Raw genomic sequence first — 22742 nt, 5'->3', positions numbered from 1 at the left:
GTCCCGGTGTCACGCGAAGTCGGGCGTGCCGGTGGGCACGGTAAATCGGAACTCCGCCCCGCCCTCGGGCGCCTGCTGCACGGTGATGGTGCCGCCGTGGGCCTCCACCAGCCCCTTGACGATGAACAGGCCGAGGCCGGTGCCGCCACGCTTGCGGCTGTTGCCGCGCCAGAACTGCCTGAATACGCGCGGGGCCACCTCGGGCCTGACGCCCTCGCCCTGATCGCGCACCGACACGGCCACTCCCCACCCGACGGACTCGATCTCGATGGTCACGGTGCCTCGACCGTGACGCACCGCGTTTTCCACCAGGTTAGCCAGGATCTGGTCAACCTTGTCCTGGTCAAGCCACATTTCGGGAAGATCGTCACCCGTGATGAGGCGGAAGCGGTCCTCCTGCTCGCCCGCCGCGACCCGCCCGGCGACGACCCGTCGGGCCCTGGCGGGGATGTCGACGACCTGGCGGCGCAGCTCCAGCCGGCCGGACTCGATGCGGGAGACGTCGAGCAGCTCGGTGATGAGCCGGGTGACGCGGTCGGCGTCGTTGTTGACGGTCTCGAGCATGACGAGCTTCTGCTCTTCGGTGAAGCGGCCCCACTTGGCGAGCAGCGTCGCGGTGAACCCCTTGACGCTGGTCAGCGGCGAGCGCAGCTCGTGGGCGACCGTGGAGACCAGGTCGGCGCGGCTGCGCTCCAGCCGGGCCCGGGCGCCGCCGTCGCGCAGCGTGATCGCCACCCGCTCGACGTCGCCGCACCGCTCCGGCTCACGGACGAACCGCGCGGTCACGTACAGCTCCTGGCGGCCGGGCAGGTGGAGGGGCTTCTCCGGGACGCGGCTGCGGGTGCGCAGGCCGCCCTCGGGGTCGAGCGCCTTCCACCAGTCGCGGCCGTCGTTGTCGCGGAACGGGAACACCTCGTTCATGTCGCGGCCGACGGCGCGTTCGGGCGTGACGCCGGTGAGCCGGGCGGCGGCGCGGTTGACCGCCAGCACGCGGCCGAACCGGTCGGCGACGACGAGCCCGTCAGGGAGATCGTCGATCGCTATCGTGCACGCGGCGGCGACCAGCCGCCCATCGGTGTCTGCGCCGTGCACGACCTCGCCTCCTCCGCCTCCAAGGCCGACAATAGCGGGTTTCCCGCCGCCTAGGGCACTCGCTGAGCCCTGGCGGAGGAGTAAAGGCACACCGCCGCGGCGGTGGCCAGATTGAGGCTCTCGGCCTGTCCGTAGATGGGCACGCGCACCACATCGTCGGCCAGCCCGAGCACCTCTTCGGGCAGACCCCACGCCTCGTTGCCGAAGATCCACGCGGTGGGCCCCGACAGGTCGACGTCGTCGAGCGTGTGGCGGCCCGCGCCGTCCGCCGCGAGCACGCGCAGCCCACGCTCCTTCAGCCGGCGCACGGCCTGCGCGACCGGGGCGCCGACGGCCACGGGCACGTGGAACAGGCTACCCGCGCTGGCGCGCACGCACTTGCCGTTGTACGGATCCACGCTGGCATCGGTGAAGAGCACCGCGTCCGCGCCCGCGGCGTCGGCGGCGCGCATGACCGTGCCGGCGTTGCCCGGGTCGCGCACGTGCGCGAGCACCGCCACCAGGCGGGCGGCCTCGGGCAGGGCGTCGTCGAGCGGCACGTGCACCGGCCGGCACACGGCGACCAGGCCCTGCGGGGTGACGGTCTGCGACAGCTCGGCCATGACTTCGCCGCTGGCCCGGTGGACCGGGACGCCCTGCTCGGCGGCCGTGCCGACCAGCTCGGGATGGCGCGCCTCGGCCTCGGCGGTGGTGAACAGCTCCAGCGTGATCCCGTCCAGCTTGAGCGCCTCGCGCACCGCCTGCGGGCCCTCGGCCAGGAACTTGCGGTCCTGGTCCCGGAAGGCGCGTTTGGTGAGCCTGCGAGCCGCCTTGACCCGCGGCGACCGGACGTTGGTCAGCTCGGCTCCGGCCATCTCACTCCTGTTGGGTGCGTGCATGGAAAAGGGCCCACCACTCGGGTGAGCCCTTCCCGCAGAATTCGGGTCAGCCCGCGGCCGGCGCGTTCACGTTCGCGGGCAGCGCCTTCTTGGCGGCCTCGACGAGCGTGGCGAAGGTCTGGCTGTCGTTCACCGCGAGATCGGCGAGGATCTTGCGGTCCACCTCGATGTTGGCCAGGCGCAGGCCCTGGATGAGGCGGTTGTAGGTGATGCCGTTCTGACGAGCCGCGGCGTTGATCCGCTGGATCCACAGACGGCGGAAGGCGCCCTTGCGGTCCTTGCGGTCCCGATAGGCGTACGTCATCGAGTGGAGCATCTGCTCCTTGGCCTTGCGGTAGAGCCGCGACCGCTGGCCACGGTAACCGGTTGCCCGCTCGAGAACGACCTTGCGCTTCTTCTTGGCGTTGAGCGCCCGCTTCACGCGTGCCATTTTATTCTCCCCGGGGGTTCGCGCTACTTGCCGAGCAGCTTCTTGATCTTCTTGGTGTCGGCCTCGGAAAGGACGACCTCGTTCTTGAGACGGCGCGTCAGCTTAGACGACTTCCACTCGTTGTAGTGAGCGCGGTTGGCGCGGCGGCGCTTCACCTTGCCGGTGCCGGTAAGCCGGAACCGCTTCTTCGCACCGCTGTGCGTCTTCATCTTCGGCATCTCGCCGTCTCTCCTCAATTCGGTCGTGCCGGTGGCCGGGCCGGCGGCGGAGCCGGCCCGGTCTTCGGCGTCTTCGTCTGGCTGCTCGGGGGTGCGCCAGTAAGGCTAACCCGAGCCGCGGGTCACGCCTCCTGCTTGGAGGGCTCCTCGCTGCCATGCTGGGCCTTCGCGGCGGCCTTCTCGGCCTTGGCCTCGGCCTTCTTCTTGTGCGGACCGATCACCATGATCATGTTGCGGCCGTCCTGCTTGGGCTGGGACTCCACGAAGCCGAGCTCCTGGACGTCCTGCGCGAGCCGCTGCAGAAGCCTGAATCCCAGCTCGGGCCGGGACTGCTCGCGGCCCCTGAACATGATCGTGACTTTGACCTTGTCTCCCGCCTTGAGGAACCGGACGACGTGACCCTTCTTGGTCTCGTAGTCGTGCGGGTCGATCTTCGGCCGGAGCTTGATCTCCTTGATGATCGTGTGCGCCTGATTCTTGCGCGCCTCGCGCGCCTTCATCGCGGACTCGTACTTGAACTTTCCGTAGTCCATGAGCTTGCACACGGGCGGTCGAGCCGTCGCCGCGACCTCGACGAGGTCAAGGTCGGCTTCCTGGGCGAGCTTGAGTGCGTCGTGGATGGACACGATGCCCACCTGCTCGCCGTTCGGGCCCACGAGGCGCACCTCGGGAACTCGGATACGCTCGTTGATGCGGGGCTCAGTGCTGATGGGGCCTCCTAGGTTTGCGATCCCTACGTGCTCGTCGTGCCGGGAGCTCCCGCGAAACGCGAAAAGCCCCGCACGTCGCGCATGCGGGGCCACTGAGCTCTTCGGCATCGTGGCCTTCAAGCTCCCCGGAGTAGTCCGGCGTGATCCTTGACCCGGCCACCTTTCGGTCGCTCGGGTGGGAGGGAGACCTCCGCTTGCGCGTCCAGCAATGGCATGCCGGACCGATCAGAGAGCTACGCTACCACAACACCGGCGCGACCTCGAATCTTCCCCGTGGGCGGCGGCCGCCCTGATAAACTTCTGTCCAGTCTGGACAGAAGGAGGGGCTTCATGGGCGTTTGGCAGCTTCAGGAGGCCAAGCAGCGTTTCAGCGAGGTCGTCAGGAAGGCGCACGACGAGGGACCGCAGATCGTCACCCGTCACGGGTTGGACGTGGCGGTGATCATCGACATGGAAGAGTACCGCCGGTTCAAGGGCGAGCAGCCGGACTTCAAGGAATTCCTGCTCAACGGACCAGACCTGTCCGATTTGGAGCTGACCCGCTCCCGGGACCTGCCTCGGGAAGTCGACTTCGGTGACGGCTGGTGAGCCACCTCCTCGACACGAACGTCGTGTCAGAGATGACCAAGCGCTCGCGGGACCCGCATGTGCAGGCCTGGCTGGACAGCACCAACGGCCCCATCCTGCACCTGAGCGTCCTTGTGCTGGGTGAGATCCGCAAAGGCGTCGAGCAGCTGCGCCGCCGCGACCCGGCGCAGTCCGGGGTCTACGAGGCCTGGCTCGACAGGCTCCAGCGCGAATTCAGCACGCGGATCATACCGATCACGGCCGACGTGGCCGAAGAGTGGGGACGGCTGCACTCCAAGCGACCGCTCCCCGTCGTCGACGGCCTCATCGCCGCCACGGCCCGCGCCCGTGGTCTCACGCTGGTCACTCGCAACGTCAAGGACTTCGACGGCCTGGCCGTGAAGATGGTCAACCCGTTCGAGTGGCCCGTCTGAGGATCTCGGCCTCGCCGGCCGCTCGCATCGCCGCCACCGGGACGTCGGCGCGGCCCGTCATCAGCTCCACCTGGCGCACCGCCTGGTGGAGCAGCATCGGGAAACCGCCGATCACGATGCCGCCCGCCGCCTCGACGGCCGCCGCCGCCCGGGTCGGCCAGGGAGAGTAGACCACGTCGAACAGCGCGGGCACCCCGGCCAGCCGGTCGGCGTGCGCGTCGGCGGCGCCGCCCGGCAGGGTGGAGACCACCAGGTCGACCCCGAGGACCGTGTCGAGCTTGTCGAACGTCTGCACGGCCAGCGCCATCCCGAGCCGCTCGGCCGCGCCCGCCGTCTCGCCGGCCCGCGCCGGATCGCGGACCACCAGCGTGGCCTCGTGCAGACCCAGGTCGCGCAGCGCGGCCAGGGTCGAGCAGGCGGTGGCGCCGCCGCCCAGCACGGTCGCCGAGCGCGGCGCGGGCACCCCCGCCTCGGTCAGGGCCTGCTCGATGCCGTGGACGTCGGTGTTGTGGCCATGGGCGGCGCCGCCGGCGAACACCACGGTGTTGGCCCCGCCGACCTCCAGCGCCACCTCGGACACGGTGTCGAGCAGCGGCAGCACGGCGCGCTTGAGCGGCATGGTCAGCGACAGCCCGGCCCACGTGCCCGGCTCCTCCGGCCCTTCGCCGCGCACCGGGCGCAGCTCGCGCAGCAGGCCAGGCAGCGCCGCCTCGTCGCACTCGAACGCGTCGTAGCTCCAGCCGGACAGCCCCATCTCACGGTAGGCGGCCCGGTGCAGGTGCGGCGAGAGCGAGTGGGCGATCGGCGAGCCCATCACGGCAGCTCGCATGCACCCCCCTTTCGGTCCGCCATCATACGGGTCAGCCGCCGGACGAGTTCCGCTCCAGCTCGGCGAGGAGCGCCTGGAACTCCGCGTCGGTGGTGGCGAACTTGGTGACGTTGCTCTTCGGGTCGGTGGCGGCGAAGAACAGCCAGGGCCCCTTGGCGGGGTTGAGCGCCGCCTCGATGGCGTGGTCACCGGGGTTGGCGATCGGGCCGGGCGGCAGGCCGAGGTTCTTGTACGTGTTGTACGGAGACTTGATCTCCAGCTCGGCGTGCGTCGCCCTGGTGCGGTAGCGGCGCCAGGCGTACATGACCGTGCTGTCCATCGACAGCGTCATCTCCGGCTCGTGGTTCATCCGGTTGTAGATGACCCGCGCGATCTTCGGCATGTCCTCGTGACGGCCCGCCTCCGCCTGGATGATGCTGGCGATGGTGATCATCTCGTGCGGCGTGTAGCCCATCTTCTTGGCGCTGGACTCCAGCTCGAACTTCTCGGCCGTCTGGTTGAACCGCTCGATCATCTGCGCGAGCATCTCGGCCGGGGTGGCTTTCGGCTGGAAGTCGTACGTGGCGGGGAAGACGTAGCCCTCCAGCTTGCCCTTGGCGTACGAGGGCAGGCCGAGATCCTCGGCGCTCTTGGCCGCGTTCTCGAAATCCTTCGGCTTCTTGCCGGTCTTCTCGGCGAGCTGCTTGAAGGTGTCGGACAGCCGCAGGCCTTCCTTGATCGTCGCCTTGGCCACGATCAGGTTGCCCGGGTCGAGCAGCTTGACCGCCTCGGCCGCGGCCATCTGCTTGCGCAGCTTGTACGTGCCGGGCTGCAGGGAGGAGCTCTTGCCCGCGCTGTCGATGGCGTTGGTGAAGGCCCTGGCGCTGGCGACGACACCCTGCCGCTGCAGCTCCTGCGCCACCTCGGAGGCGCTCTGGCCGTCCTTGATCTCGATGACGACCTCGCCCGTGCCCTGGCCGGTGTAGTCGTCGGGCACCAGCGCGTCGCTGACCCATCGGTAGCCGTAGTAGCCGCCGCCGCCGATGATGCCGGCCAGGATGATGAAGGCGAGCAGCGGGGCGAGGAAGCCGCCCCGGTTGCGGCGGCGCCGCCGCCTGCTGCCCCGCCGGCCGTTGCGGCCCCGGCCCCGGCCCCGGCGCCTGCCGCGGCCGTCGTCGTCATCCGAACCGAGCAGGAAGTCCATGTCGTCGAGATCGTTCATAGGTGAGCTGGCCAATCTCCCGGTACTGCTGGCCCGGCGCCGATTGGGAGCGCCTGGCGGCGGGGGGTCACCGAGCGGATGAGGGGGATGCGCCGGTCACGCCCTGACGACCGGCCGAGGTCACTGTGGGTAGCCATGCTAGAGGATGGAAAGAGCGCGTGTGTCCCGGCTCGGAAGGGTCGCCTGGATGGTGCGACGTCCTCCCGAACTGCGGTTACTGGCCCGGTGAGCATGAGTTCGTCCCGAGTCTCTCGTTCGGCTCTTTCCGGTATCTCACGAACTCGCTCTCTTTGCGGGTGAATTGGGTGATTCTATGCACCTGAGGTTGGCTACCAAACCTGCTGCCCGAACCCTCGGCAGTGTGTCCGCCGCCTGGCGTGCGAGCGGACGGTTCACCCAGAGTGACGGGTACACGCCGGTACGAGACGTCCGTTCCGGCATGAGCGTGCCCGCCCACTTTAGCGATCTTCAACGGCAGGGGCGTCCTGCTCACAAATGCGAGTCTTCCCCCGAAAACGGCACACACACGAACCCGTTCACAACCGCCTGTGTTTCCGGGCGAATCGGACGAAGCATCTGCGCGCGCCCTCTTCCGTACCCCCGCGCGACCAGCGGGGACCTCGCGCGGAACCGGCACGCGGGAAGCCGTCCGGGCAGGCCGGAGCGCGAAGGCGCGCGGATGGGTGGGTGGGATGTGCGGGGGTGGCCGGCGGCCCGTCATGAGGCGGGGTCGCCGGGCGGGGTGACGGGGTGGCCCGGCGGCCTGTCGGTGGCGCGTTCGGAGTCGAGGGCGTCCTGCAGCAGCACCACCGCCGCCGCCTGGTCGATGACTCCGCGCTGCTTCTTGGCCCGCACGCCACTGGCGCGCAGCCCGTGCTGCGCGGCGACCGTGGTGAGCCGCTCGTCGAAGAGCCGGACCGGCGTCGGAGCCAGCCGGGCCGCGAGCAGGCCCGCGAACTCGCGGGCGAGCGCCGCGGCGGCGCCCTGGCGCCCCGACAGCGACGTGGGCAGCCCCACCACCACTTCGATCGCCTCGTGCTCGGCGGCGATCGCGGCGATGCGGTCGAGGTCGCCCTTGCCGCGTTTGACGGTCTCCACCGGCGTGGCGAGCATCCCCGATGGGTCGCTGCGCGCCACGCCGATGCGAACCGACCCGACGTCGACGCCGAGCCGTGTGCCGAACCTCATGTCAGCCGAGCTGCTCCGTGATGGCCTGTTCGACGAGCCGCAGCGCGTCGCCGATCGCCTCGGGACGGCTGCCGCCGCCCTGTGCGACGTCGTCCTTGCCGCCACCGCCACCTCCAAGCGCCTTGGCGGCGACGCCGACCAGTCGTCCGGCCTTGAGCCCGCGCTCGCGTCCCGCCTCGTTGACCGCGGCGACCACCACGGGCCGGTCGGAGGGGACGCCGGCGACAACGATCACCGCCGGCCGGTCGGACGGGAACCTGCCGCGTACGTCCAGCGCGAGCTTACGCAGATCGTCGGCGTTCGTGCCATCAGGCGCGCGGTGTGTCACGACGGACACTCCGTGCAGGTCGGTGGCCTTGCCCGCGAGTTCGCCGGCCACCTGCAGCACCTGGGCGGAGCGGACCTTCTCCAGCTCCTTCTCCGCCGCGCGGAGCCGGGTGACGATGCCCTCGACGCGCTCGGGCAGCTCCTCGCGGCGCGCCTTGAGCTGCTCGGTGAGCTGCGAGACCAGCACGCTCTCCCGCGCCAGGTAGCGGAAGGCGTCGATGCCGACCAGCGCCTCGACGCGGCGCACGCCCGCGCCCACCGACTGCTCGGCCAGCACCTTGACCAGGCCGAGCTGGCCGGAGCTGTGGACGTGGGTGCCGCCGCAGAGCTCGCGGGAGTAGTCGCCGATCTCGACCACGCGGACCTCGTCGCCGTACTTCTCGCCGAACATCGCCAGCGCGCCCATCGCCCTGGCCTCGGCCTGCGAGGTGTAGAAGGCGTTGACCTTGAGGTCGTTGACGAGAACGGCGTTGACCTCGTCCTCGACGTCGCGCAGCACGCTCTGCGGGACCGCGCCCGCGGCGGTGAAGTCGAAGCGGAAGCGGCCGGGCGAGTTCTCGGAGCCCGCCTGGGCCGCCGTCTCGCCGAGCGCGTTCTTGAAGCCGCGGTGGACCATGTGGGTGGCGCTGTGGCTGCGCGAGATGGCCCGCCGCCGCTCCAGGTCGATCTCGGCGTGCGCCTCGTCGCCGGTCTTGAGCTCGCCGCTGCGGATCCTGCCGCGGTGGACGACGAGGCCCCCGATCGGCGACTGCACGTCGAGGATCTCGACCTCGGCGCCGCCGGTGCGGATGACGCCCTGGTCGGCGAGCTGGCCGCCGCCCTCGGCGTAGAACGGGGTGCGGCCGAGCACGACCTCGACCTCGGTGCCCGCGCCCGCCGCCGGCACCGACGCGCCGTCGACGAGGATGCCGACGATCGTGGTGTCGGCCGCGGTCTCGTCGTAACCGAGGAACTCGACCTTGCCCGCCTCCTCCAGGAGCCGGCCGAAGATGGAGACGTCGGCGTTGCCGATCTTCTTCGCCGCCGCGTCGGCCTTGGCGCGCTCGCGCTGCTCCTTCATCAGGCGGCGGAAGCCCTCTTCGTCGACCTTGAGCCCCTGCTCGGCCGCCATCTCAAGGGTGAGGTCGATCGGGAAGCCGTAGGTGTCGTGGAGCTGGAAGGCCTGCTCGCCGGAGAGCGTGGCCGCCTTCTTGCGCTTGGTCTCCTCGACGGCCACGTCGAAGATCGCGGTGCCGGTGCGGAGCGTGCCGAGGAACGACGCCTCCTCGGCGTCGATGACCGCGTGGATCTGCGGCGCGTCGGTCTTGAGCTCGTCGTACTGCTCCCCCATGACGTTGATCGCCACGTCGGTCAGGGTGTGCATGAGCCGCCGGTCGCCGGAGCCGAGCAGGCGCAGGTTGCGCACGGTGCGGCGGAGCAGGCGGCGCAGGACGTAGCCGCGGCCCTCGTTGCCGGGCATGACGCCGTCGGCCACCAGCATGGTGCCGGCGCGCACGTGGTCGGCGATGACCCGCAGGCTCACGTCGGTGCGCGGGTCACGACCGTAGGCGGTGCCGGTCAGCTCCGCCGCCTTGTCGAGGATCTTGTAGGTGGTGTCGATCTCGTAGATGTTGTCGACGCCCTGCAGGATCGCCGCCATGCGCTCCAGGCCCATGCCGGTGTCGATGTTCTTGCTGGGCAGCTCGCCTGCCACGTCGAAGTCGACCTTGGAGCGGACCTCGCTGAGCTGGTACTGCATGAACACGAGGTTCCACACCTCGAGGTAGCGGTCCTCGTCGGCCACGGGGCCGCCCTCGCGCCCGTACTCGGGGCCGCGGTCGTAGTAGATCTCCGAGCAGGGGCCGCCGGGGCCGGGCACGCCCATGTGCCAGTAGTTGTCGGCCAGGCCGCGCCGCTGGATGCGGTCGGCGGGCAGGCCGACCGTCTTGTGCCAGATCTCGAACGCCTCGTCGTCGTCCTGGTAGACCGTCGCCCACAGCCGGTCCTCGGGGAAGCCGAAGCCGCCCTCGGACTCGGGCTTGGTGAGCAGCTCCCAGGCGTACGGGATCACCTCGGCCTTGAAGTAGTCGCCGATGGAGAAGTTGCCGAGCATCTGGAAGAACGTGGCGTGGCGGGTCGTCCTGCCGACCTCGTCGATGTCGGGGGTGCGCACGCATTTCTGCGCGGTGGCCAGCCGGGACGCCGGAGGCTTGCGCTGCCCCAGGAAGTACGGCTTGAAGGGCACCATACCGGCGGGAACCAGGAGGAGCGTCGGGTCCTCAGCGATCAGGCTGGCCGAGGGCACTACTTTGTGCCCACGCTCCTCGAAGAAGCGCAGGAAGCGGCGGGCGATCTCTGCCGACTCCATGGCGGCCGTCCTTTGCGTTAGTCGTTGTGTTCAGGGTTGTCGAGGCCGAAACGGGCCCGCAACTCGATTTCGCGGCCGGCGGCCTCGCCGAGCGCGTCAGAAGTAAAGTCTCTCACCTGTTCGAGCATGCCCGCGGCACCGTGGGCGGTCCTGCGGGCGACGTGGTTGGGGTGGAGCGCCTGCAGCTTGCGCATCACCCACAGGGAGAGGAACGCGCCGAGCGACAGGTAGAACAGCCGCCTGATCATCGCCGCCGCCCCGTCCTGCGCGGCTTGCGGGCCTCGATGGCCCGGCGCACGCCGTAGCTGATGGACGACACCTTGATCAGCGGACCGGTGAAGACGGTCTGGGTGACGGCGCTGAGCTTGGCGGCGTGGCCGGTCACCTGCTTGACGTCCCTGGCGATGGACTCGACGGCGACGAGCTGCCGGTTCGTCTCGTTGACCGTGAGGCTCATGTCGTCGAGCAGCGGCGTCAGGCGGGCGTTCAGCTCGGAGACCGCCTTGGTCGTCTCGGTGAGCAGCCTGGCGAGCTTGAGGAGCGCCATCGTGAGAACGCAGACCAGGACCACCCATCCCGTGGCCGCGATCAGCCCGGCGACCTCTCCAGCGGTAAGCATCCGCGCATCTCCCTCGTACGCTGGGCCGGAACGTCAAGACCCTATCGTGTCCGGCGGACGAGGTCGGCGATGACCGAGTCCTTGATCACGCGGCGTGCCAGGCCCGTTCCGGTCCTGACCTCGGCCATCCCGCCCCGGCGGCCCCCTCTGGTACGGGAAACGGGCCTCCTCGCCGTGCGGGTGTGGCGGCTGGGGTCCCGTCCGAGTGCGCTGAGGGAATTCCGTTCGGATCCGTACGAGTGCGCTTGCCTTCGCAACGCGGCCCCGTACGAGTGCGGATGCCTTCGAGACGCTGCCCGTTATGCGAGCTGCCACCTCCCGGAGCAGGACGCCATCGTTGCCCGGCAGACTTAAGGCTGAAGATCGCGGGCGAGGACGCGCCCTTGGCGGCCGAGGCCGGTGCAGGACCCCGTGGCGGCCTTCGCGGGTGGATTCGCGACGGGAGGGACCACTACGGGACGCGGGCGTACGCGCGGGCCGGGGTGGCGCCCGACGCGGCGTGAGGCGGGACGGCGGTGAAGTAGGCGCCCGTGGGCGGCAACGCTTCCAGGCCGGTGAGGGACTCGGCGATGGGTATGCCTGCCTCCAGGAGGAGGCTCCGCGATGCGCCGAGCGTGCGCGCATCGGTGGCGACCAGAGCGACAGCCTGTGAGACGAGCCAGCGAGCGGCTGCCTCGCTCAGGCACTCGCCGGCCTGGGTCTGCAGGAGGACCGCGTGACCGCGGACGGCGAAGGGCGCCAGAGCACCGACGCCGATCGTCTCCCAGTCCGCCCCGGAGGCACGCACCACCACCGCGGGAAGCTCGACCGTACGTGCAAGAACGTCAATAGCCTCCTCGCGGGTCACTGACGGCCCATCGCCACCAACCACCGTCTCCGGGCCGATTCCGGCAGCCTCCCCCTCACCAGCGGGAGCCTCCCCTCGGCCCGTGTCCGACCCGGCCGAGGGCTTTGCAGGAGCTGCAGCGCGCTCGACACCACCCGAGCCCTCCCCGCCGACTACGGCAGGTCCAATCCCACCAGCTCCGGTCTCCCCGCAGGCCGCGGCGGGCCCGGCCACACCCGCCGCGGCCTCTCCTCGGCCTGCGACCGGCCCGAGCATGCCGACCGCGACCTCCTCACGGACCGCAGCGTGCTCGACACCAGCCGAACGCTCCCCGCAGACTGCGGCAAGCCCGACCACACCCGCCGCAGCCTCCCCTCGGCCTGTGGCCGGCCCATGCGGGCCGACCGCAGCCTCCCCACGGACTGCGACGCGCTCGACATCAGTCGAACCCTCCCCGCAGACTGCGGCAGGACCGACTCCGCCGGCTGCGGTGCCCCTGAGTGCCGCGGGGGCGGCTACGCCGGCAGGGAGTTCCAGGCGGGTGGCGGGGGTGTCGAGAGGGAGGATGCAGCCGTGGAAGGCCGCGGGGGCGGTGCGGTCGCTGGGGCCGCCTCGGGTGCCTTTGTGCGGTTCGGGGAAGACACGCACGTGGGAGAGCTCGACCGCGTCGGTCATCAACAGCCCGAGTGAGGCCACGAACAGGGCGGCGATCTCGTCCTCGGTGACGCCGGGCGAGGGCACGTCGACGCGGAAGTCGTGGACGGTCAGATCGCCGCCGTTGCCGAAGGTGATGGACGCGTCGAAGGCTGCGCGGTGGTCGGTCATTGCCGGGCGTCCCTGAGATCGGGAATGTTGTGGTCGGTCATGCCCCCGGCATCCCCGAGTTCATGGAGGTCGTGGTCGGTCGTTCCCGGGCATCCCTGGGAACTTCGTGGTCGGTCATGTCTCGGGGACCCACGAGCTCATGGATGGGGTGCCCCGGCGACCCCCATGCCCATGAACGGCATGGCCCAGAGGCGGCGCGGTCATGGGGATCCGCGCAGGAAGTCGCGGATGCGCGCCCAGCGTTCGGCGACCGGCGCCTCGGCGCCGTGGCGGGTGGGCTCGTAGTAGCGCCGGTCGCGGATCTGCTCGGGCGCGTAGTCCTGGCGGACGAGGCCGTGCTCGAAGTCGTGGGGGTACTTGTAGGCCTCGCCGTGGCCGAGCTTGGCCGCGCCGGGGTAGTGGGCGTCGCGCAGGTGGCCGGGCACCTGGCCGATGAGGCCGCGCCGGACGTCGCCGACGGCGGCGCCGATGGCCTTCACCACGGCGTTGGACTTGGGAGCCAGCGCGCAGTGGATGACCGCGTGGGCGAGGTTGATCTGGCCTTCGGGCAGGCCGATGAGCTGCACCGCCTGGGCGGCGGCGACCGCGGTCTGCAGGCAGGCGGGGTCGGCCATGCCGACGTCCTCGGAGGCGAAGATGACGATGCGGCGGGCGATGAAGCGCGGGTCCTCCCCCGCCTCGATCATGCGGGCCAGGTAGTGGAGCGCGGCGTCGGCGTCGGAGCCGCGCATCGACTTGATGAACGCGCTGATGACGTCGTAGTGCTGGTCGCCCTGCCGGTCGTAGCGGACGGCCGCCTTGTCGACGGCCTTCTCCACCACCTCGATCGTGATGTCGTCGGACAGCAGGGCCGCCGCTTCGAGGTAGGTCAGCGATCTGCGGGCGTCGCCGCCGGCGAGGCGGACGAGCTGGTCGAGGGCCTCGGGGGCGAGCGTGGCGCGTCCGCCGAGCCCGCGCTCGTCGGACACCGCCCGTTCCAGCACCGCGCGGACGTCGTCGTCGCCGAGCGATTCGAGGGTGAGCAGCAGCGAGCGCGACAGCAGCGGTGAGATGACGGAGAAGAACGGGTTCTCGGTGGTGGCGCCGATGAAGGTGACCCAGCGGTTCTCGACGGCGGGCAGCAGGGCGTCCTGCTGGGCCTTGTTGAAGCGGTGCACCTCGTCGACGAAGAGCACGGTCTGGCGGCCGCTCATGCCGAGCTCGCGGCGGGCGGCGTCGATGGCGGCGCGGACGTCCTTGACGCCGGCGGAGACGGCGGAGATCTCCACGAAGCGGCGCTTGGTGACGTTGGACACGACGTAGGCGAGGGTGGTCTTGCCGGTGCCCGGCGGCCCCCACAGGAACAGCGACATCGGCGCCTCGCTCTCGACCAGCCGGCGCAGCGGCGTGCCGGGGCCGAGCAGGTGGCGCTGGCCGATCACCTCGTCGAGGCTGCGGGGGCGCATGCGCACGGCCAGGGGCTGAGGTGTGGCCTCCTCGGCCGCCGAATCGAACAAGCTCTCCACATCCGCGAGGTTACAGCTCCCACACGGCTCTCGCGCCCGAGTCCCCCGCCAGGAAGACGTAGTACGCCGTCACCGCGGCCAGCACCACGGTCAGGCCGGACAGCACCGCCGTGCCGGGCTTGCCGAACCGGTCGCCGCGGGAGGCGTGGACGAGGACGAGCGACACCGAACCGAGACCCGCGGCCGACAGCAGCAGGGGGACGGCGTGCGCCTCGTGGGCGCTGATCCGCTGGCCGAGCTCGCCCCCGGCGGTGGCGAAGCGGGCGGCCTTGAGGCTCTGCCCGCTCTGCCAGGCGGCGAAGACAGCCACGGGGGCGGCGATCGAGAGCAGCGTCACCGCCCACGCCGTCGCGGCCCGCCAGCGGGGCACGAGGGCGTAGGCTACGGCGACCGCCACGAGCATGGGCGTCAGCACCACCGCGAAGTGCACCACGAGGGGGTGCGCGGGCAGGCCGAGAACCTGATCGAACATCCGGGGCTCCTTAGTTTCGTTTTCAACTACGAATCCCGGATCGATATGGTTCCACCCTTCCGGCCACACAGGTGGCTTCTGGTCACTTACGTCCAGCACATATCTAGGGCCGGTAGCATTCCCCAAGTTGTTTGGTCATGTGTAGGCAAAGATGGAGGACATACCGGTGAGCGGCGACGACGACGACCGCCAGAGCGAATTGGCGCGTCAGCACAAGGAGCGGCAGCGGCAACGCGCCGCCGAGCAGTCGTCCAAGGCGAGGCGCAACACCTTCATCGGCGCGGGCGTGGCCGTCGCTGTGGTGGCCGGTGGCATCTTCGCCGTGACGACCCTGGTCAACAACAACGCGCCAGGCACGCCGGCGGCGGCCGAGTCCTCGGCGTCCGCCAGTCCCACGGAGGAGCCCATCACGGCGCTCCCGACGCCGACCAAGACCGGCCCGGTGACCTGCCAATACAAGCGGGACACCTCGGACGTGCCGATGAAGTACGTGGGCATGCCGGGCAAGAAGCCGAACCTGAAGCTGTCGAAGATGACGGTCACGACCAACCACGGTGACATCGTCATCGAGGTCGACCCGCAGCTCACGCCCTGCTCGGTGAACTCGATGGCGTTCCTGGCCAAGAAGGGCTTCTACGACAACACCAAGTGTCACCGGCTGGTGACGCCCGAGGTGTCGGGGCTCTACCTGCTGCAGTGCGGCGACCCGAAGGCCAAGGCCGACGGCGAGAACCCGACCGACGGCCAGGGCACGGCGGGCTACACGTTCCTCGACGAGGCCGCGGGCGCGATCCCGTACGGCAGGGGCGTGGTGTTCCTGACGCAGCCGGCCGACGCGGCGGGCCAGAACAGCAGCCAGTTCGCCATCTCGCTGTCGGACGAGAACACCCAGATCGACCCGGTGTACTCGGTGCTCGGCATGGTGACCTCCGGCCTGGAGATCATCGACAAGGTGGCCAAGGACGGCGTGATCGTCAACGACGACGACATCACCGGCGACGGCGGCTCCACGGCGCCCAAGACGCCGATCATCATCAAGAAGGTCAAGCTCTCCTAAGAAGAGCCGCGAAAGATACGGCAGGCGCCGCGGTGGGCGCCTGCCGTTTCGCATGTCAGGCGTCGGCCTTGGGCCGGGCGTCGACGCCCGCCTCCTTGCGCTGGCCTGCCGTGATGGGCGTGGGCGCGCCGGTGAGCGGGTCGAAGCCGGAGGCCGTCTTCGGGAACGCGATCACGTCGCGGATCGACTCGCCGTCCGACAGCAGCATGCAGATGCGGTCCCAGCCGTAGGCGATGCCGCCGTGCGGCGGCGGGCCGTACTTGAACGCCTCCAGCAGGAAGCCGAACTTGCTCTCCGCCTCCTCCTTGGAGATGCCGAGCACGTCGAAGACGCGCTGCTGCATCTCGGCGCGGTGGATGCGGATCGAGCCGCCGCCGATCTCCATGCCGTTGCAGACCATGTCGTAGGCGTAGGCGAGCGCCTCGCCCGGATGGTCCTGGAAGTTGTCGGACCACTCCGGCTTGGGACCGGTGAACGGGTGGTGCACGGCGGTCCAGCCGCCCTCGCCGTCCTCCTCGAACATGGGCGCGTCCACGACCCACAGGAACGACCAGAGCGACTCGTCGATGAGCCCGCAGCGGCGGCCGATCTCCAGGCGGGCGGCGCCGAGCAGGTCGCGGGCGGCGCCGCGGGCGCCCGCGGCGAAGAACACCGCGTCGCCGGGCGCGGCGCCGACCTTGCCCGCCAGGCCGGAGATCTCCTGCTCGGACAGGTTCTTGGCGACCGGGCCGCCGAGCGTGCCGTCTTCCTGGACGAGCACGTAGGCCAGGCCCTTGGCCCCGCGGCTGCGCGCCCACTCCTGCCAGCCGTCGAGCTCCTTGCGGGTCTGGGAGGCGCCGCCCGGCATGACGACCGCGCCGACGTACTCGGCCTGGAAGACGCGGAAGGAGGTGCCGGAGAAGTAGTCGGTCATGTCGACGAGCTCCTGGCCGAAGCGCAGGTCGGGCTTGTCGGAGCCGTAGCGGGCCATCGCGTCGGCGTAGGTCATGCGGGGCAGCGGCAGGGGGATCTCGTAGCCGAGGATCTCGCGCCACAGCCGGCCGATCAGCTTCTCGCCGACCGCGATGACGTCCTCCTGGTCGACGAAGGACATCTCGATGTCGATCTGGGTGAACTCCGGCTGCCGGTCGGCGCGCAGGTCCTCGTCGCGGTAGCACTTGGCGAGCTGGTAGTAGCGCTCCAGGCCGGCCACCTGCAGCAGCTGCTTGAACAGCTGCGGCGACTGCGGCAGGGCGTACCAGCTGCCCGGCTGGAGCCGGACCGGCACCAGGAAGTCGCGGGCGCCCTCGGGGGTGGAGCGGGTCAGCGTCGGCGTCTCGACGTAGACGAAGCCGAGCTCGTTCATCACCTCGTTGGCGAGGTAGGTCGCCTTGGAGCGCACCCGCATCGCCTCGGCCACCTGCGGGCGGCGGATGTCGAGGTAGCGGTACTTCAGCCGGGCCTCCTCGGAGACGCCCGTGCCGCCCTCGATGGGGAACGGCAGCGGCGCGGACTCACTGAGCACCTCGACCGCGTCGGCCACCACCTCGACCTCGCCGGTGGGCAGGTCGGGGTTCTCGTTGCCCTCGGGGCGCACGCGGACCTGGCCGACCACCTTCACGCAGTATTCGGCGCGCAGGTCGTGGGCGTGGTCCTCCTCCCGGAAGACCACCTGCGCCGAGCCGGAGGCGTCGCGCAGATCGATGAAGACCACCCCGCCGTGGTCACGGCGGCGGGCCACCCATCCGGCGAGCGTCACCTGCTGCCCGGCGTGCTCCTTGCGGAGCGACCCGGCCGTATGCGTGCGGATCACTGCACTTTCCCCTTCAAGACTTCCACGACCCGGGCCAGCGGCACCTCGGTCTGCTCAGCGGTGGTCAGGTCTTTCACTTGCACGGCTTGCGCCGCCAGGTCACGCTCGCCCAAGATCAGCGCGTAACGGGCCCCCGAGCGGTCGGCGCCCTTCATCGCTCCCTTGAGCCCCTTGCCGCCGAAGGCCATGTCGGCGCTGACGCCGGCCTCGCGCAGCTCGGCCACGAGCAGGAACATCCGGCGGCGGGCGTCGTCGCCCAGCGCGACACCGTACACCTGGACGCCGCCGGGCGCGGCATCGCCGAGCAGCCCCTCGGACTCCATGGCCAGGACCGTGCGGTCGACGCCGAGCGCCCAGCCGACGCTGGGCAGCGGCGGACCGCCGAGCATCTCGCTGAGCCCGTCGTAGCGGCCGCCGCCGCCGATCGCCGACTGCGAGCCGAGCCCGCCGTGGACGAACTCGAACGTGGTGCGGGTGTAGTAGTCGAGCCCGCGCACCAGCCTCGGGTCGTCCTCGTACGCGACGCCGGAGGCCTTCAGCAGGGCGCGGACCTCCTCGTGGTAGGCCTTGCAGGCGGCGCACAGGTGGTCGACGACCAGCGGCGCGCCGCCGAGCTGGGCCTGCACCTCGGGGCGCTTGTCGTCGAGCACCCGCAGCGGGTTGATCTCGATCCGGGCCCGCGTCTCCTCGTCCAGGTCGAGCCCGCGCAGGAACTCCTGCAGCGCGGCGCGGTAGGCGGGGCGGCAGGTCTTGTCGCCGAGCGAGTTGAGCAGCAGCGTGAACTGACGCAGGCCCAGCGAGGCGAAGGCGCGGGCGGCGAGCACGATCAGCTCGGCGTCGAGCGCCGGGTCCTCGGCGCCCAGCGCCTCCGCGCCGACCTGCCAGAAGTGGCGGTAGCGGCCCTTCTGGGCGCGCTCGTAGCGGAACTGGCTGCCCGAGTACCACAGCTTCACCGGCAGCTGGCCGTTGTGCAGGCCGTGCTGGAGCACGGCGCGGACCACCGACGCCGTGCCCTCCGGGCGCAACGTCAGCGAACGGCCCTTCTTGTCGGGGAAGGTGTACATCTCCTTGGAGACGATGTCGGTGGACTCGCCCACTCCCCTGGCGAACAGCTGGGTGTCTTCGAAGACCGGCGTCTCGACGTAGCCGTATCCCGCGCGCCTGGCCGGGGCGACGAGCGCCTCGCGGACGGCGAGCACCTGCTCGGAGCGGGGAGGCAGCCAGTCGAAGGTGCCTTTGGGTGCTTGGAAGGTCATCAGATTCCTCTTGTGGGACCGGCGTGCGGCGCGGCCTCCTTGAGATAAGGATTGGTGGCGCGCTCGCGGCCGATCGTGGTCTGTGGTCCGTGGCCCGGCAGGACGACCGTATCGTCAGGCAGCGGCAGGCACTTGGCGGCGAGGCTGCGCAGGATCGTCGGATAGTCGCCGCCCGGCAGGTCGGTGCGGCCGATGGAGCCGGCGAACAGCAGGTCACCGGAGAACATCACGCCGCGGCCCGCGTCTCCCCTGAAGCTCACCGACCCCCTGGTATGGCCGGGCGTGTGGTCGACGACCAGCTCCATGCCCGCGAGTTCCAGCGTGGCGCCGTCGGACAGCTCGCGCACGTCGTCGGGCTCGCTGAGGGTGAGGTCGCCGAAGAGGGAGGAGCTCGTGGAAGACCAGCCCGCCGCCGGGTCGCTCAGCAGGTGGCGGTCGTCGGGGTGGATCCAGGCCGGCACGCCGCGCGCGCCGCACACCGGGGCGACCGACCAGACGTGGTCGAGGTGGCCGTGGGTGAGCAGGACCGCGACCGGCTTGAGACGATGCTCACGCAGCAGTTCGTCGACCCCCTCGACAGCGTCCTGACCGGGGTCTATGATCACGCACTCCTCGCCTTCCGCGGGCGCGATGACGTAACAATTGGTCTGGAAGGCCCCTGCGGGGAAGCCGGCGATGAGCATCTGCCTCAGCTGATCTCGTCAAAAAAGCCAATGGGAATGTAACCGAAGGGTACCGGTGCGGGTCGCCGGGCTGCGAATCATCGGCCTTTGGCCGATACGATTCGCCCACCTCAGTTGATTGACTACGGGAGGCAAAGCGGTGGCCACGGGCAAGGACCGGCAGAAGCAGCTGGCACGCGAGCACTACGAGCGCCAACAGCAGCGCCGGCTCGAGCGCGAGCAGCGCAACAAGCGCATGGCGATCATCGGCTCCACCGTGGGCGTCGTCGTCGTGGTCGGCGGCATCGTGGCCTCGGTCGCCCTGCTGGGCGGCGGCGACGAGCCCACAGAGGCGGCCGCCGAGCCGTCGGCGCAGGCGAGCACGTCCGCCCCGGCGGTCGCTCAGCCGAAGCCCTACGACGAGAAGACCGGCACCTGCGGCTATGTCGCCGACACCGGCGGCGGTCAGGTCAAGGACGTCGGCATGCCGCCGGAGAAGGTGGACCTGAAGCCGGCCAAGAAGACGATGACGATGAAGACCGGTCTCGGCGACATCGTGGTCGAGCTCGACAACGCCAAGGCGCCGTGCACCGTCAACTCGCTGCAGTTCCTGGCGGAGAAGGACTATTACGACGGCAGCAAGTGCCACCGGCTGGGCAACGAGCAGTTCCCGATGCTGCAGTGCGGCGACCCGACGGCCAAGGCCGACGGCAAGAGCCAGACCGACGGCTCGGGCGGCCCCGGCTACGTGCTGGTGGAGGAGAACACCAAGGACGCCAAGTACAAGCGGGGCGTGATGGCGATGGCCAAGACGCAGGCCCCGGGCAGCACGGGCAGCCAGTTCTTCCTGGTGTACGGCGATATCCAGCTCGACCCGCTTTACACACCGGTGGGTACGATCACGAAGGGGCTCGACATCCTGGACAAGGTGAACAAGGCGGGTGTCCTGGCAGGTACGGCTGACGGCACCGGAGCGCCGAAGGAAACCGTGGAAATCAAAGACGTGACAATCGCTGGCAAGAGCTGACGTAATACAAACTAGGGACGAACAGTCCCGAAGGGTCTGATGGAAAGTGCGGGAGGACACGGTGAGCACCGACCCGTGGGGCCGGGTAGACGACGACGGCACCGTCTACGTGCGAACGGCTGAGGGAGAGCGGGCCGTCGGGTCCTGGCAGGCCGGCGAACCCGAAGAGGCGCTGGCCTACTTCCATCGCAAGTACGACGAGCTGGCGGGCCAGGTCCAGCTGCTGGAGCAGCGGGTGCGGGGCACCGACCTGGCGCCCGCGCAGGCCGAGGCGAGCATCGTCAAGCTGCGCGAGGCCGTGGCCGACGCGCACGCCGTCGGTGACCTCGGCGCGCTGACGGCCCGGCTCGACGGGCTGACCGCGCTGGTCGCGCAGCGCCGCGAGGAGCTGAAGGCGGCGCGCGAGGTCGCCCGCGCCGAGGCCAGGGCCGTCAAGGAGCGGATCGTCGCCGAGGCCGAGCGCATCGCCGAGGAGACCACCCACTGGAAGTCCGGCGGTGAGCGGCTGCGTCAGCTCGTCGAGGAGTGGAAGGCCGCCGACCGGATCGACAGGGTGACGGAGGCGCAGCTGTGGAAGCGCCTGTCGACCGCCCGCACCGCCTTCGCCAAGCGGCGCAAGGCCTACTTCGCCACCCTCGACGAGCAGCGCGAGGGTGTGCGTGCCACCAAGGAGGCCATCGTCGCCGAGGCCGAGGCGATCGCCGACTCCACCGACTGGGGGCAGACCGCGGCCGTCTACCGGGATCTGATGCAGCGCTGGAAGAGCGCCGGCCGGGCCTCCAGGGAGGTCGAGGACGAGCTGTGGGGTCGCTTCAAGGCCGCCCAGGACCAGTTCTTCCAGGCCCGCTCGGCGGTGTTCGCCGAGCGTGACGCCTCGCTCGCCGCCAACGCGCAGGTGAAGGAGGAGCTGCTGATCGAGGCCGAGAAGCTGCTCCCGGTCACCGACGTGCGCACCGCCAGGGGCCAGCTCCGCCACATCCTGGAGCGCTGGGAGGCGGCCGGCCCGGTCCCCCGCGAGCACCGCGACCGCCTGGAAGGCGGGCTGCGCAAGGTCGACGAGGCCGTGCGCAAGGCCGAGGACGCCGAGTGGAAGCGCTCCAACCCCGAGGCCCGCGCCCGCGCTCAGAGCACCGTCGACCAGCTGCGCACCTCCATCGAGCAGTTGGAGAAGCGCCTGGCCAAGGCGCAGGCGGCCGGACGGGCCAAGGACGTCAAGGAGGCGGAGGAGGCCATCACGGCCCGCCGCGCCTGGCTGGAGGAGGCCGAGCGCACGCTCGCCGAGTTCAGCTGACCGAGCCCGGCTCGCGGTCCCTGCCCAGCGGAGGCGGGGCCGGCGAGCCGGAGGTCTCGATCATGGTGTGCCCGGTTGGCTATCGTGGCCGCCATGGATCCTGTGAGCGAGGCCCGTGCCCTGGTCGACGAGCTGTTCCCGGAGGCGCTGTACGCCCTGCTCGGCGGCAGCGTGGCGGCCGGGCGCCGGACCCCCACCTCCGACCTCGACATCCTGGTCGTCGTCGACGGGCTCGCGGCACCGTACCGGGAGTCCCTGCGCCGGCACGACTGGCCGGTCGAGCTGCTCGTGCACAGCCAGACCAGCTTCGGGGCCTGGCTGGAGCGTGACTTCGGCAACCGGCAGCCCGTGCTGGCCCGCCTCTGCGCCGAGGGGATCGTGCTGGCCGACCGGAGTGGCGGGCGGCTGGAGGCGCTCAGGGAGGAGCTGAGAGGGCGGCTGGAGCGCGGCCCCGGGGCTCCGCACGACGCCGCGCTCGGCAGGGCCCGCTACGTGCTGTCCGATCTGCTGGACGATCTGGCCGGGGTGACCGACCCGGGCGAGCGGGCGTTCATCGAGTGGAACGTGGTCGAGGAGGCCGCGCGGCTGGCGCTGTCGCTGGGCGGGCGCTGGCAGGGCGGCGGCAAGTGGCTGCTGCGTGAGCTGCGCGCGCACGATCCCGAGCTGGCCCAGGCGCTGCTGAAGGCACGGGAGACGCCCGGCGAGCTGGCGGCGGTGGCCGGAGGGGTGCTGGAGCGGGCCGGTGGACGCCTGTGGGAGGGATACCGGGCCGACGGCGACGTCTTCCACCGTCCGCTGCGGCACCTCACTCCTGAGGACCTGTCCGGGGCGACGGCGCAGAGCGCGGGGATGCGCCGGCTGGCGGCGGTCAGCGACGCCACCACCGGCTCACGGCGGCTCTGGATGGGCCAGACGCACGTGGCGCCCGCGACCCGCTCGGCCGACCACCATCACGGCGAGTCGGAGACCGCCATCTACGTGGTGAGCGGCAGGCCGGTGTTCGTGTTCCTGGAGGACGGCGGGGAGCGGCGGATCGAGACCGGGCCGGGCGACTACGTGTTCGTGCCGCCGTTCGTCCCGCACCGCGAGGAGAACCCGGACCCGGAGCAGGAGGCGGTGGTGGTCATCGCCCGCAGCACCCAGGAGGCGATCGTGGTCGACCTGCCGGACCTGCGGATGCGGTGACGGC

At 70.5% G+C, this 22742-nt stretch carries 23 protein-coding genes; 6 read left to right on the top strand and 17 right to left on the bottom strand.

Annotated features, from left to right (window positions below; translation table 11 throughout):
• Nucleotides 1-9: 9 nt before the first annotated feature.
• From FR742_RS13050 to infC, 5 genes are all read right to left on the bottom strand, one after another.
• Nucleotides 10-1092: an ATP-binding protein gene (locus FR742_RS13050; RefSeq protein ID WP_148031212.1), complete on the bottom strand. Its 1083-nt coding sequence runs from the start codon at nt 1090-1092 to the stop codon at nt 10-12.
• A 50-nt stretch (nt 1093-1142) separates the two neighbouring features.
• On the bottom strand, nt 1143-1946 hold the full coding sequence (locus FR742_RS13045; RefSeq protein WP_148034514.1) for an RNA methyltransferase: 804 nt from the start codon (nt 1944-1946) through the stop codon (nt 1143-1145).
• 70 nt (nt 1947-2016) lie between these two features.
• The gene (gene rplT, locus FR742_RS13040) at nt 2017-2400 is read right to left on the bottom strand and encodes a 50S ribosomal protein L20 (protein ID WP_148031211.1); all 384 of its coding nucleotides are present in this window, start codon (nt 2398-2400) and stop codon (nt 2017-2019) included.
• 23 nt (nt 2401-2423) lie between these two features.
• Nucleotides 2424-2618 carry a 50S ribosomal protein L35 gene (gene rpmI / locus FR742_RS13035; RefSeq protein ID WP_148031210.1) on the bottom strand — a complete coding sequence of 65 codons (195 nt, stop codon included), beginning with the start codon at nt 2616-2618 and terminating at the stop codon, nt 2424-2426.
• Nucleotides 2619-2740: 122 nt separating this feature from the next.
• The gene (gene infC / locus FR742_RS13030) at nt 2741-3328 is read right to left on the bottom strand and encodes a translation initiation factor IF-3 (RefSeq protein WP_219543471.1); all 588 of its coding nucleotides are present in this window, start codon (nt 3326-3328) and stop codon (nt 2741-2743) included.
• Nucleotides 3329-3658: 330 nt separating this feature from the next.
• On the opposite strand from infC, the gene FR742_RS13025 reads away from it, so the two are divergent.
• Both FR742_RS13025 and FR742_RS13020 read left to right on the top strand, forming a co-directional pair.
• Entirely contained in the window at nt 3659-3916 is a 258-nt protein-coding gene (locus FR742_RS13025; protein WP_148031209.1) for a type II toxin-antitoxin system Phd/YefM family antitoxin, read from the top strand.
• Entirely contained in the window at nt 3913-4329 is a 417-nt protein-coding gene (locus FR742_RS13020; protein ID WP_148031208.1) for a type II toxin-antitoxin system VapC family toxin, read from the top strand. Before FR742_RS13025 ends, FR742_RS13020 begins: the two co-directional genes overlap by 4 nt.
• Here FR742_RS13020 and FR742_RS13015 read toward each other — a convergent pair.
• The 9 genes from FR742_RS13015 to FR742_RS12975 form a co-directional block, all read right to left on the bottom strand.
• Nucleotides 4304-5158, bottom strand: a complete 855-nt coding sequence (locus FR742_RS13015) for a shikimate dehydrogenase (protein WP_148031207.1) — start codon at nt 5156-5158, stop codon at nt 4304-4306. The genes FR742_RS13020 and FR742_RS13015 overlap by 26 nt on opposite strands.
• Before the next feature lie 31 nt (nt 5159-5189).
• Nucleotides 5190-6359 (bottom strand): endolytic transglycosylase MltG, encoded by a 1170-nt coding sequence (gene mltG / locus FR742_RS13010; protein ID WP_148031206.1) that lies wholly within the window; start codon nt 6357-6359, stop codon nt 5190-5192.
• A 717-nt stretch (nt 6360-7076) separates the two neighbouring features.
• Entirely contained in the window at nt 7077-7547 is a 471-nt protein-coding gene (gene ruvX / locus FR742_RS13005) for a Holliday junction resolvase RuvX (RefSeq protein ID WP_148031205.1), read from the bottom strand.
• A 1-nt stretch (nt 7548) separates the two neighbouring features.
• On the bottom strand, nt 7549-10221 hold the full coding sequence (gene alaS / locus FR742_RS13000) for an alanine--tRNA ligase (RefSeq protein WP_148031204.1): 2673 nt from the start codon (nt 10219-10221) through the stop codon (nt 7549-7551).
• 17 nt (nt 10222-10238) lie between these two features.
• Nucleotides 10239-10469, bottom strand: coding sequence for a hypothetical protein (locus tag FR742_RS12995; protein WP_148031203.1), 231 nt, complete (start codon nt 10467-10469; stop codon nt 10239-10241).
• Entirely contained in the window at nt 10466-10840 is a 375-nt protein-coding gene (locus tag FR742_RS12990; protein WP_148031202.1) for a DUF948 domain-containing protein, read from the bottom strand. The genes FR742_RS12995 and FR742_RS12990 overlap by 4 nt, the downstream gene beginning before the upstream one ends.
• Nucleotides 10841-11291: 451 nt before the next feature.
• Nucleotides 11292-12491, bottom strand: coding sequence for a hypothetical protein (locus FR742_RS44505; protein WP_187281130.1), 1200 nt, complete (start codon nt 12489-12491; stop codon nt 11292-11294).
• A 200-nt stretch (nt 12492-12691) separates the two neighbouring features.
• Complete coding sequence (locus FR742_RS12980; RefSeq protein ID WP_246639258.1) at nt 12692-13936, bottom strand: replication-associated recombination protein A; 1245 nt, start codon at nt 13934-13936, stop codon at nt 12692-12694.
• 70 nt (nt 13937-14006) lie between these two features.
• Complete coding sequence (locus FR742_RS12975) at nt 14007-14468, bottom strand: DUF2231 domain-containing protein (RefSeq protein ID WP_148031200.1); 462 nt, start codon at nt 14466-14468, stop codon at nt 14007-14009.
• A 166-nt stretch (nt 14469-14634) separates the two neighbouring features.
• Here FR742_RS12975 and FR742_RS12970 point away from each other — a divergent pair, with 166 nt between their 5' ends.
• On the top strand, nt 14635-15525 hold the full coding sequence (locus tag FR742_RS12970) for a peptidylprolyl isomerase (protein WP_148031199.1): 891 nt from the start codon (nt 14635-14637) through the stop codon (nt 15523-15525).
• Between the two features lie 55 nt (nt 15526-15580).
• Here the strand turns inward: FR742_RS12970 and aspS are convergent, their stop codons facing one another.
• The 3 genes from aspS to FR742_RS12955 are packed head-to-tail and all read right to left on the bottom strand — an operon-like array spanning nt 15581 to nt 19256.
• Nucleotides 15581-17317 carry an aspartate--tRNA ligase gene (gene aspS, locus FR742_RS12965; protein WP_148031198.1) on the bottom strand — a complete coding sequence of 579 codons (1737 nt, stop codon included), beginning with the start codon at nt 17315-17317 and terminating at the stop codon, nt 15581-15583.
• Entirely contained in the window at nt 17314-18573 is a 1260-nt protein-coding gene (gene hisS, locus FR742_RS12960; protein ID WP_219543318.1) for a histidine--tRNA ligase, read from the bottom strand. Before hisS ends, aspS begins: the two co-directional genes overlap by 4 nt.
• Nucleotides 18573-19256 carry an MBL fold metallo-hydrolase gene (locus FR742_RS12955; protein ID WP_148031196.1) on the bottom strand — a complete coding sequence of 228 codons (684 nt, stop codon included), beginning with the start codon at nt 19254-19256 and terminating at the stop codon, nt 18573-18575. Before FR742_RS12955 ends, hisS begins: the two co-directional genes overlap by 1 nt.
• A 139-nt stretch (nt 19257-19395) precedes the next feature.
• Between FR742_RS12955 and FR742_RS12950 the strand changes: the two genes are divergently transcribed.
• The 3 genes from FR742_RS12950 to FR742_RS45750 all read left to right on the top strand — a co-directional run bounded on the left by FR742_RS12950 (nt 19396) and on the right by FR742_RS45750 (nt 22738).
• Nucleotides 19396-20262: a peptidylprolyl isomerase gene (locus FR742_RS12950; protein WP_148031195.1), complete on the top strand. Its 867-nt coding sequence runs from the start codon at nt 19396-19398 to the stop codon at nt 20260-20262.
• A gap of 61 nt (nt 20263-20323) precedes the next feature.
• The gene (locus FR742_RS12945) at nt 20324-21553 is read left to right on the top strand and encodes a DUF349 domain-containing protein (RefSeq protein ID WP_148031194.1); all 1230 of its coding nucleotides are present in this window, start codon (nt 20324-20326) and stop codon (nt 21551-21553) included.
• Between the two features lie 93 nt (nt 21554-21646).
• Complete coding sequence (locus FR742_RS45750; RefSeq protein ID WP_261808502.1) at nt 21647-22738, top strand: cupin domain-containing protein; 1092 nt, start codon at nt 21647-21649, stop codon at nt 22736-22738.
• The last annotated feature ends 4 nt before the right edge of the window (nt 22739-22742 follow it).

The sequence above is a fragment of the Nonomuraea sp. C10 genome, assembly GCF_008017515.1.
Lineage (GTDB): Bacteria > Actinomycetota > Actinomycetes > Streptosporangiales > Streptosporangiaceae > Nonomuraea > Nonomuraea ferruginea.
The sequence above is the reverse complement of the archived record's forward strand: the minus strand, read 5'-3'. Positions and strand labels throughout refer to the sequence as shown.

Bases quoted from the DNA above. Each gene is read 5' to 3' on its own strand.
- FR742_RS13045 (WP_148034514.1), bottom strand. From the start codon at position 1,946: ATGGCCGGAGCCGAGCTGACCAACGTCCGGTCGCCGCGGGTCAAGGCG.
- rplT (WP_148031211.1), bottom strand. From the start codon at position 2,400: ATGGCACGCGTGAAGCGGGCGCTCAACGCCAAGAAGAAGCGCAAGGTC.
- rpmI (WP_148031210.1), bottom strand. From the start codon at position 2,618: ATGCCGAAGATGAAGACGCACAGCGGTGCGAAGAAGCGGTTCCGGCTT.
- FR742_RS13025 (WP_148031209.1), top strand. From the start codon at position 3,659: ATGGGCGTTTGGCAGCTTCAGGAGGCCAAGCAGCGTTTCAGCGAGGTC.
- FR742_RS13015 (WP_148031207.1), bottom strand. From the start codon at position 5,158: ATGCGAGCTGCCGTGATGGGCTCGCCGATCGCCCACTCGCTCTCGCCG.
- mltG (WP_148031206.1), bottom strand. From the start codon at position 6,359: ATGAACGATCTCGACGACATGGACTTCCTGCTCGGTTCGGATGACGAC.
- ruvX (WP_148031205.1), bottom strand. From the start codon at position 7,547: ATGAGGTTCGGCACACGGCTCGGCGTCGACGTCGGGTCGGTTCGCATC.
- alaS (WP_148031204.1), bottom strand. From the start codon at position 10,221: ATGGAGTCGGCAGAGATCGCCCGCCGCTTCCTGCGCTTCTTCGAGGAG.
- FR742_RS12995 (WP_148031203.1), bottom strand. From the start codon at position 10,469: ATGATCAGGCGGCTGTTCTACCTGTCGCTCGGCGCGTTCCTCTCCCTG.
- FR742_RS12990 (WP_148031202.1), bottom strand. From the start codon at position 10,840: ATGCTTACCGCTGGAGAGGTCGCCGGGCTGATCGCGGCCACGGGATGG.
- FR742_RS44505 (WP_187281130.1), bottom strand. From the start codon at position 12,491: ATGACCGACCACCGCGCAGCCTTCGACGCGTCCATCACCTTCGGCAAC.
- FR742_RS12980 (WP_246639258.1), bottom strand. From the start codon at position 13,936: ATGCGCCCCCGCAGCCTCGACGAGGTGATCGGCCAGCGCCACCTGCTC.
- FR742_RS12975 (WP_148031200.1), bottom strand. From the start codon at position 14,468: ATGTTCGATCAGGTTCTCGGCCTGCCCGCGCACCCCCTCGTGGTGCAC.
- hisS (WP_219543318.1), bottom strand. From the start codon at position 18,573: ATGACCTTCCAAGCACCCAAAGGCACCTTCGACTGGCTGCCTCCCCGC.
- FR742_RS12955 (WP_148031196.1), bottom strand. From the start codon at position 19,256: ATGCTCATCGCCGGCTTCCCCGCAGGGGCCTTCCAGACCAATTGTTAC.
- FR742_RS45750 (WP_261808502.1), top strand. From the start codon at position 21,647: ATGGATCCTGTGAGCGAGGCCCGTGCCCTGGTCGACGAGCTGTTCCCG.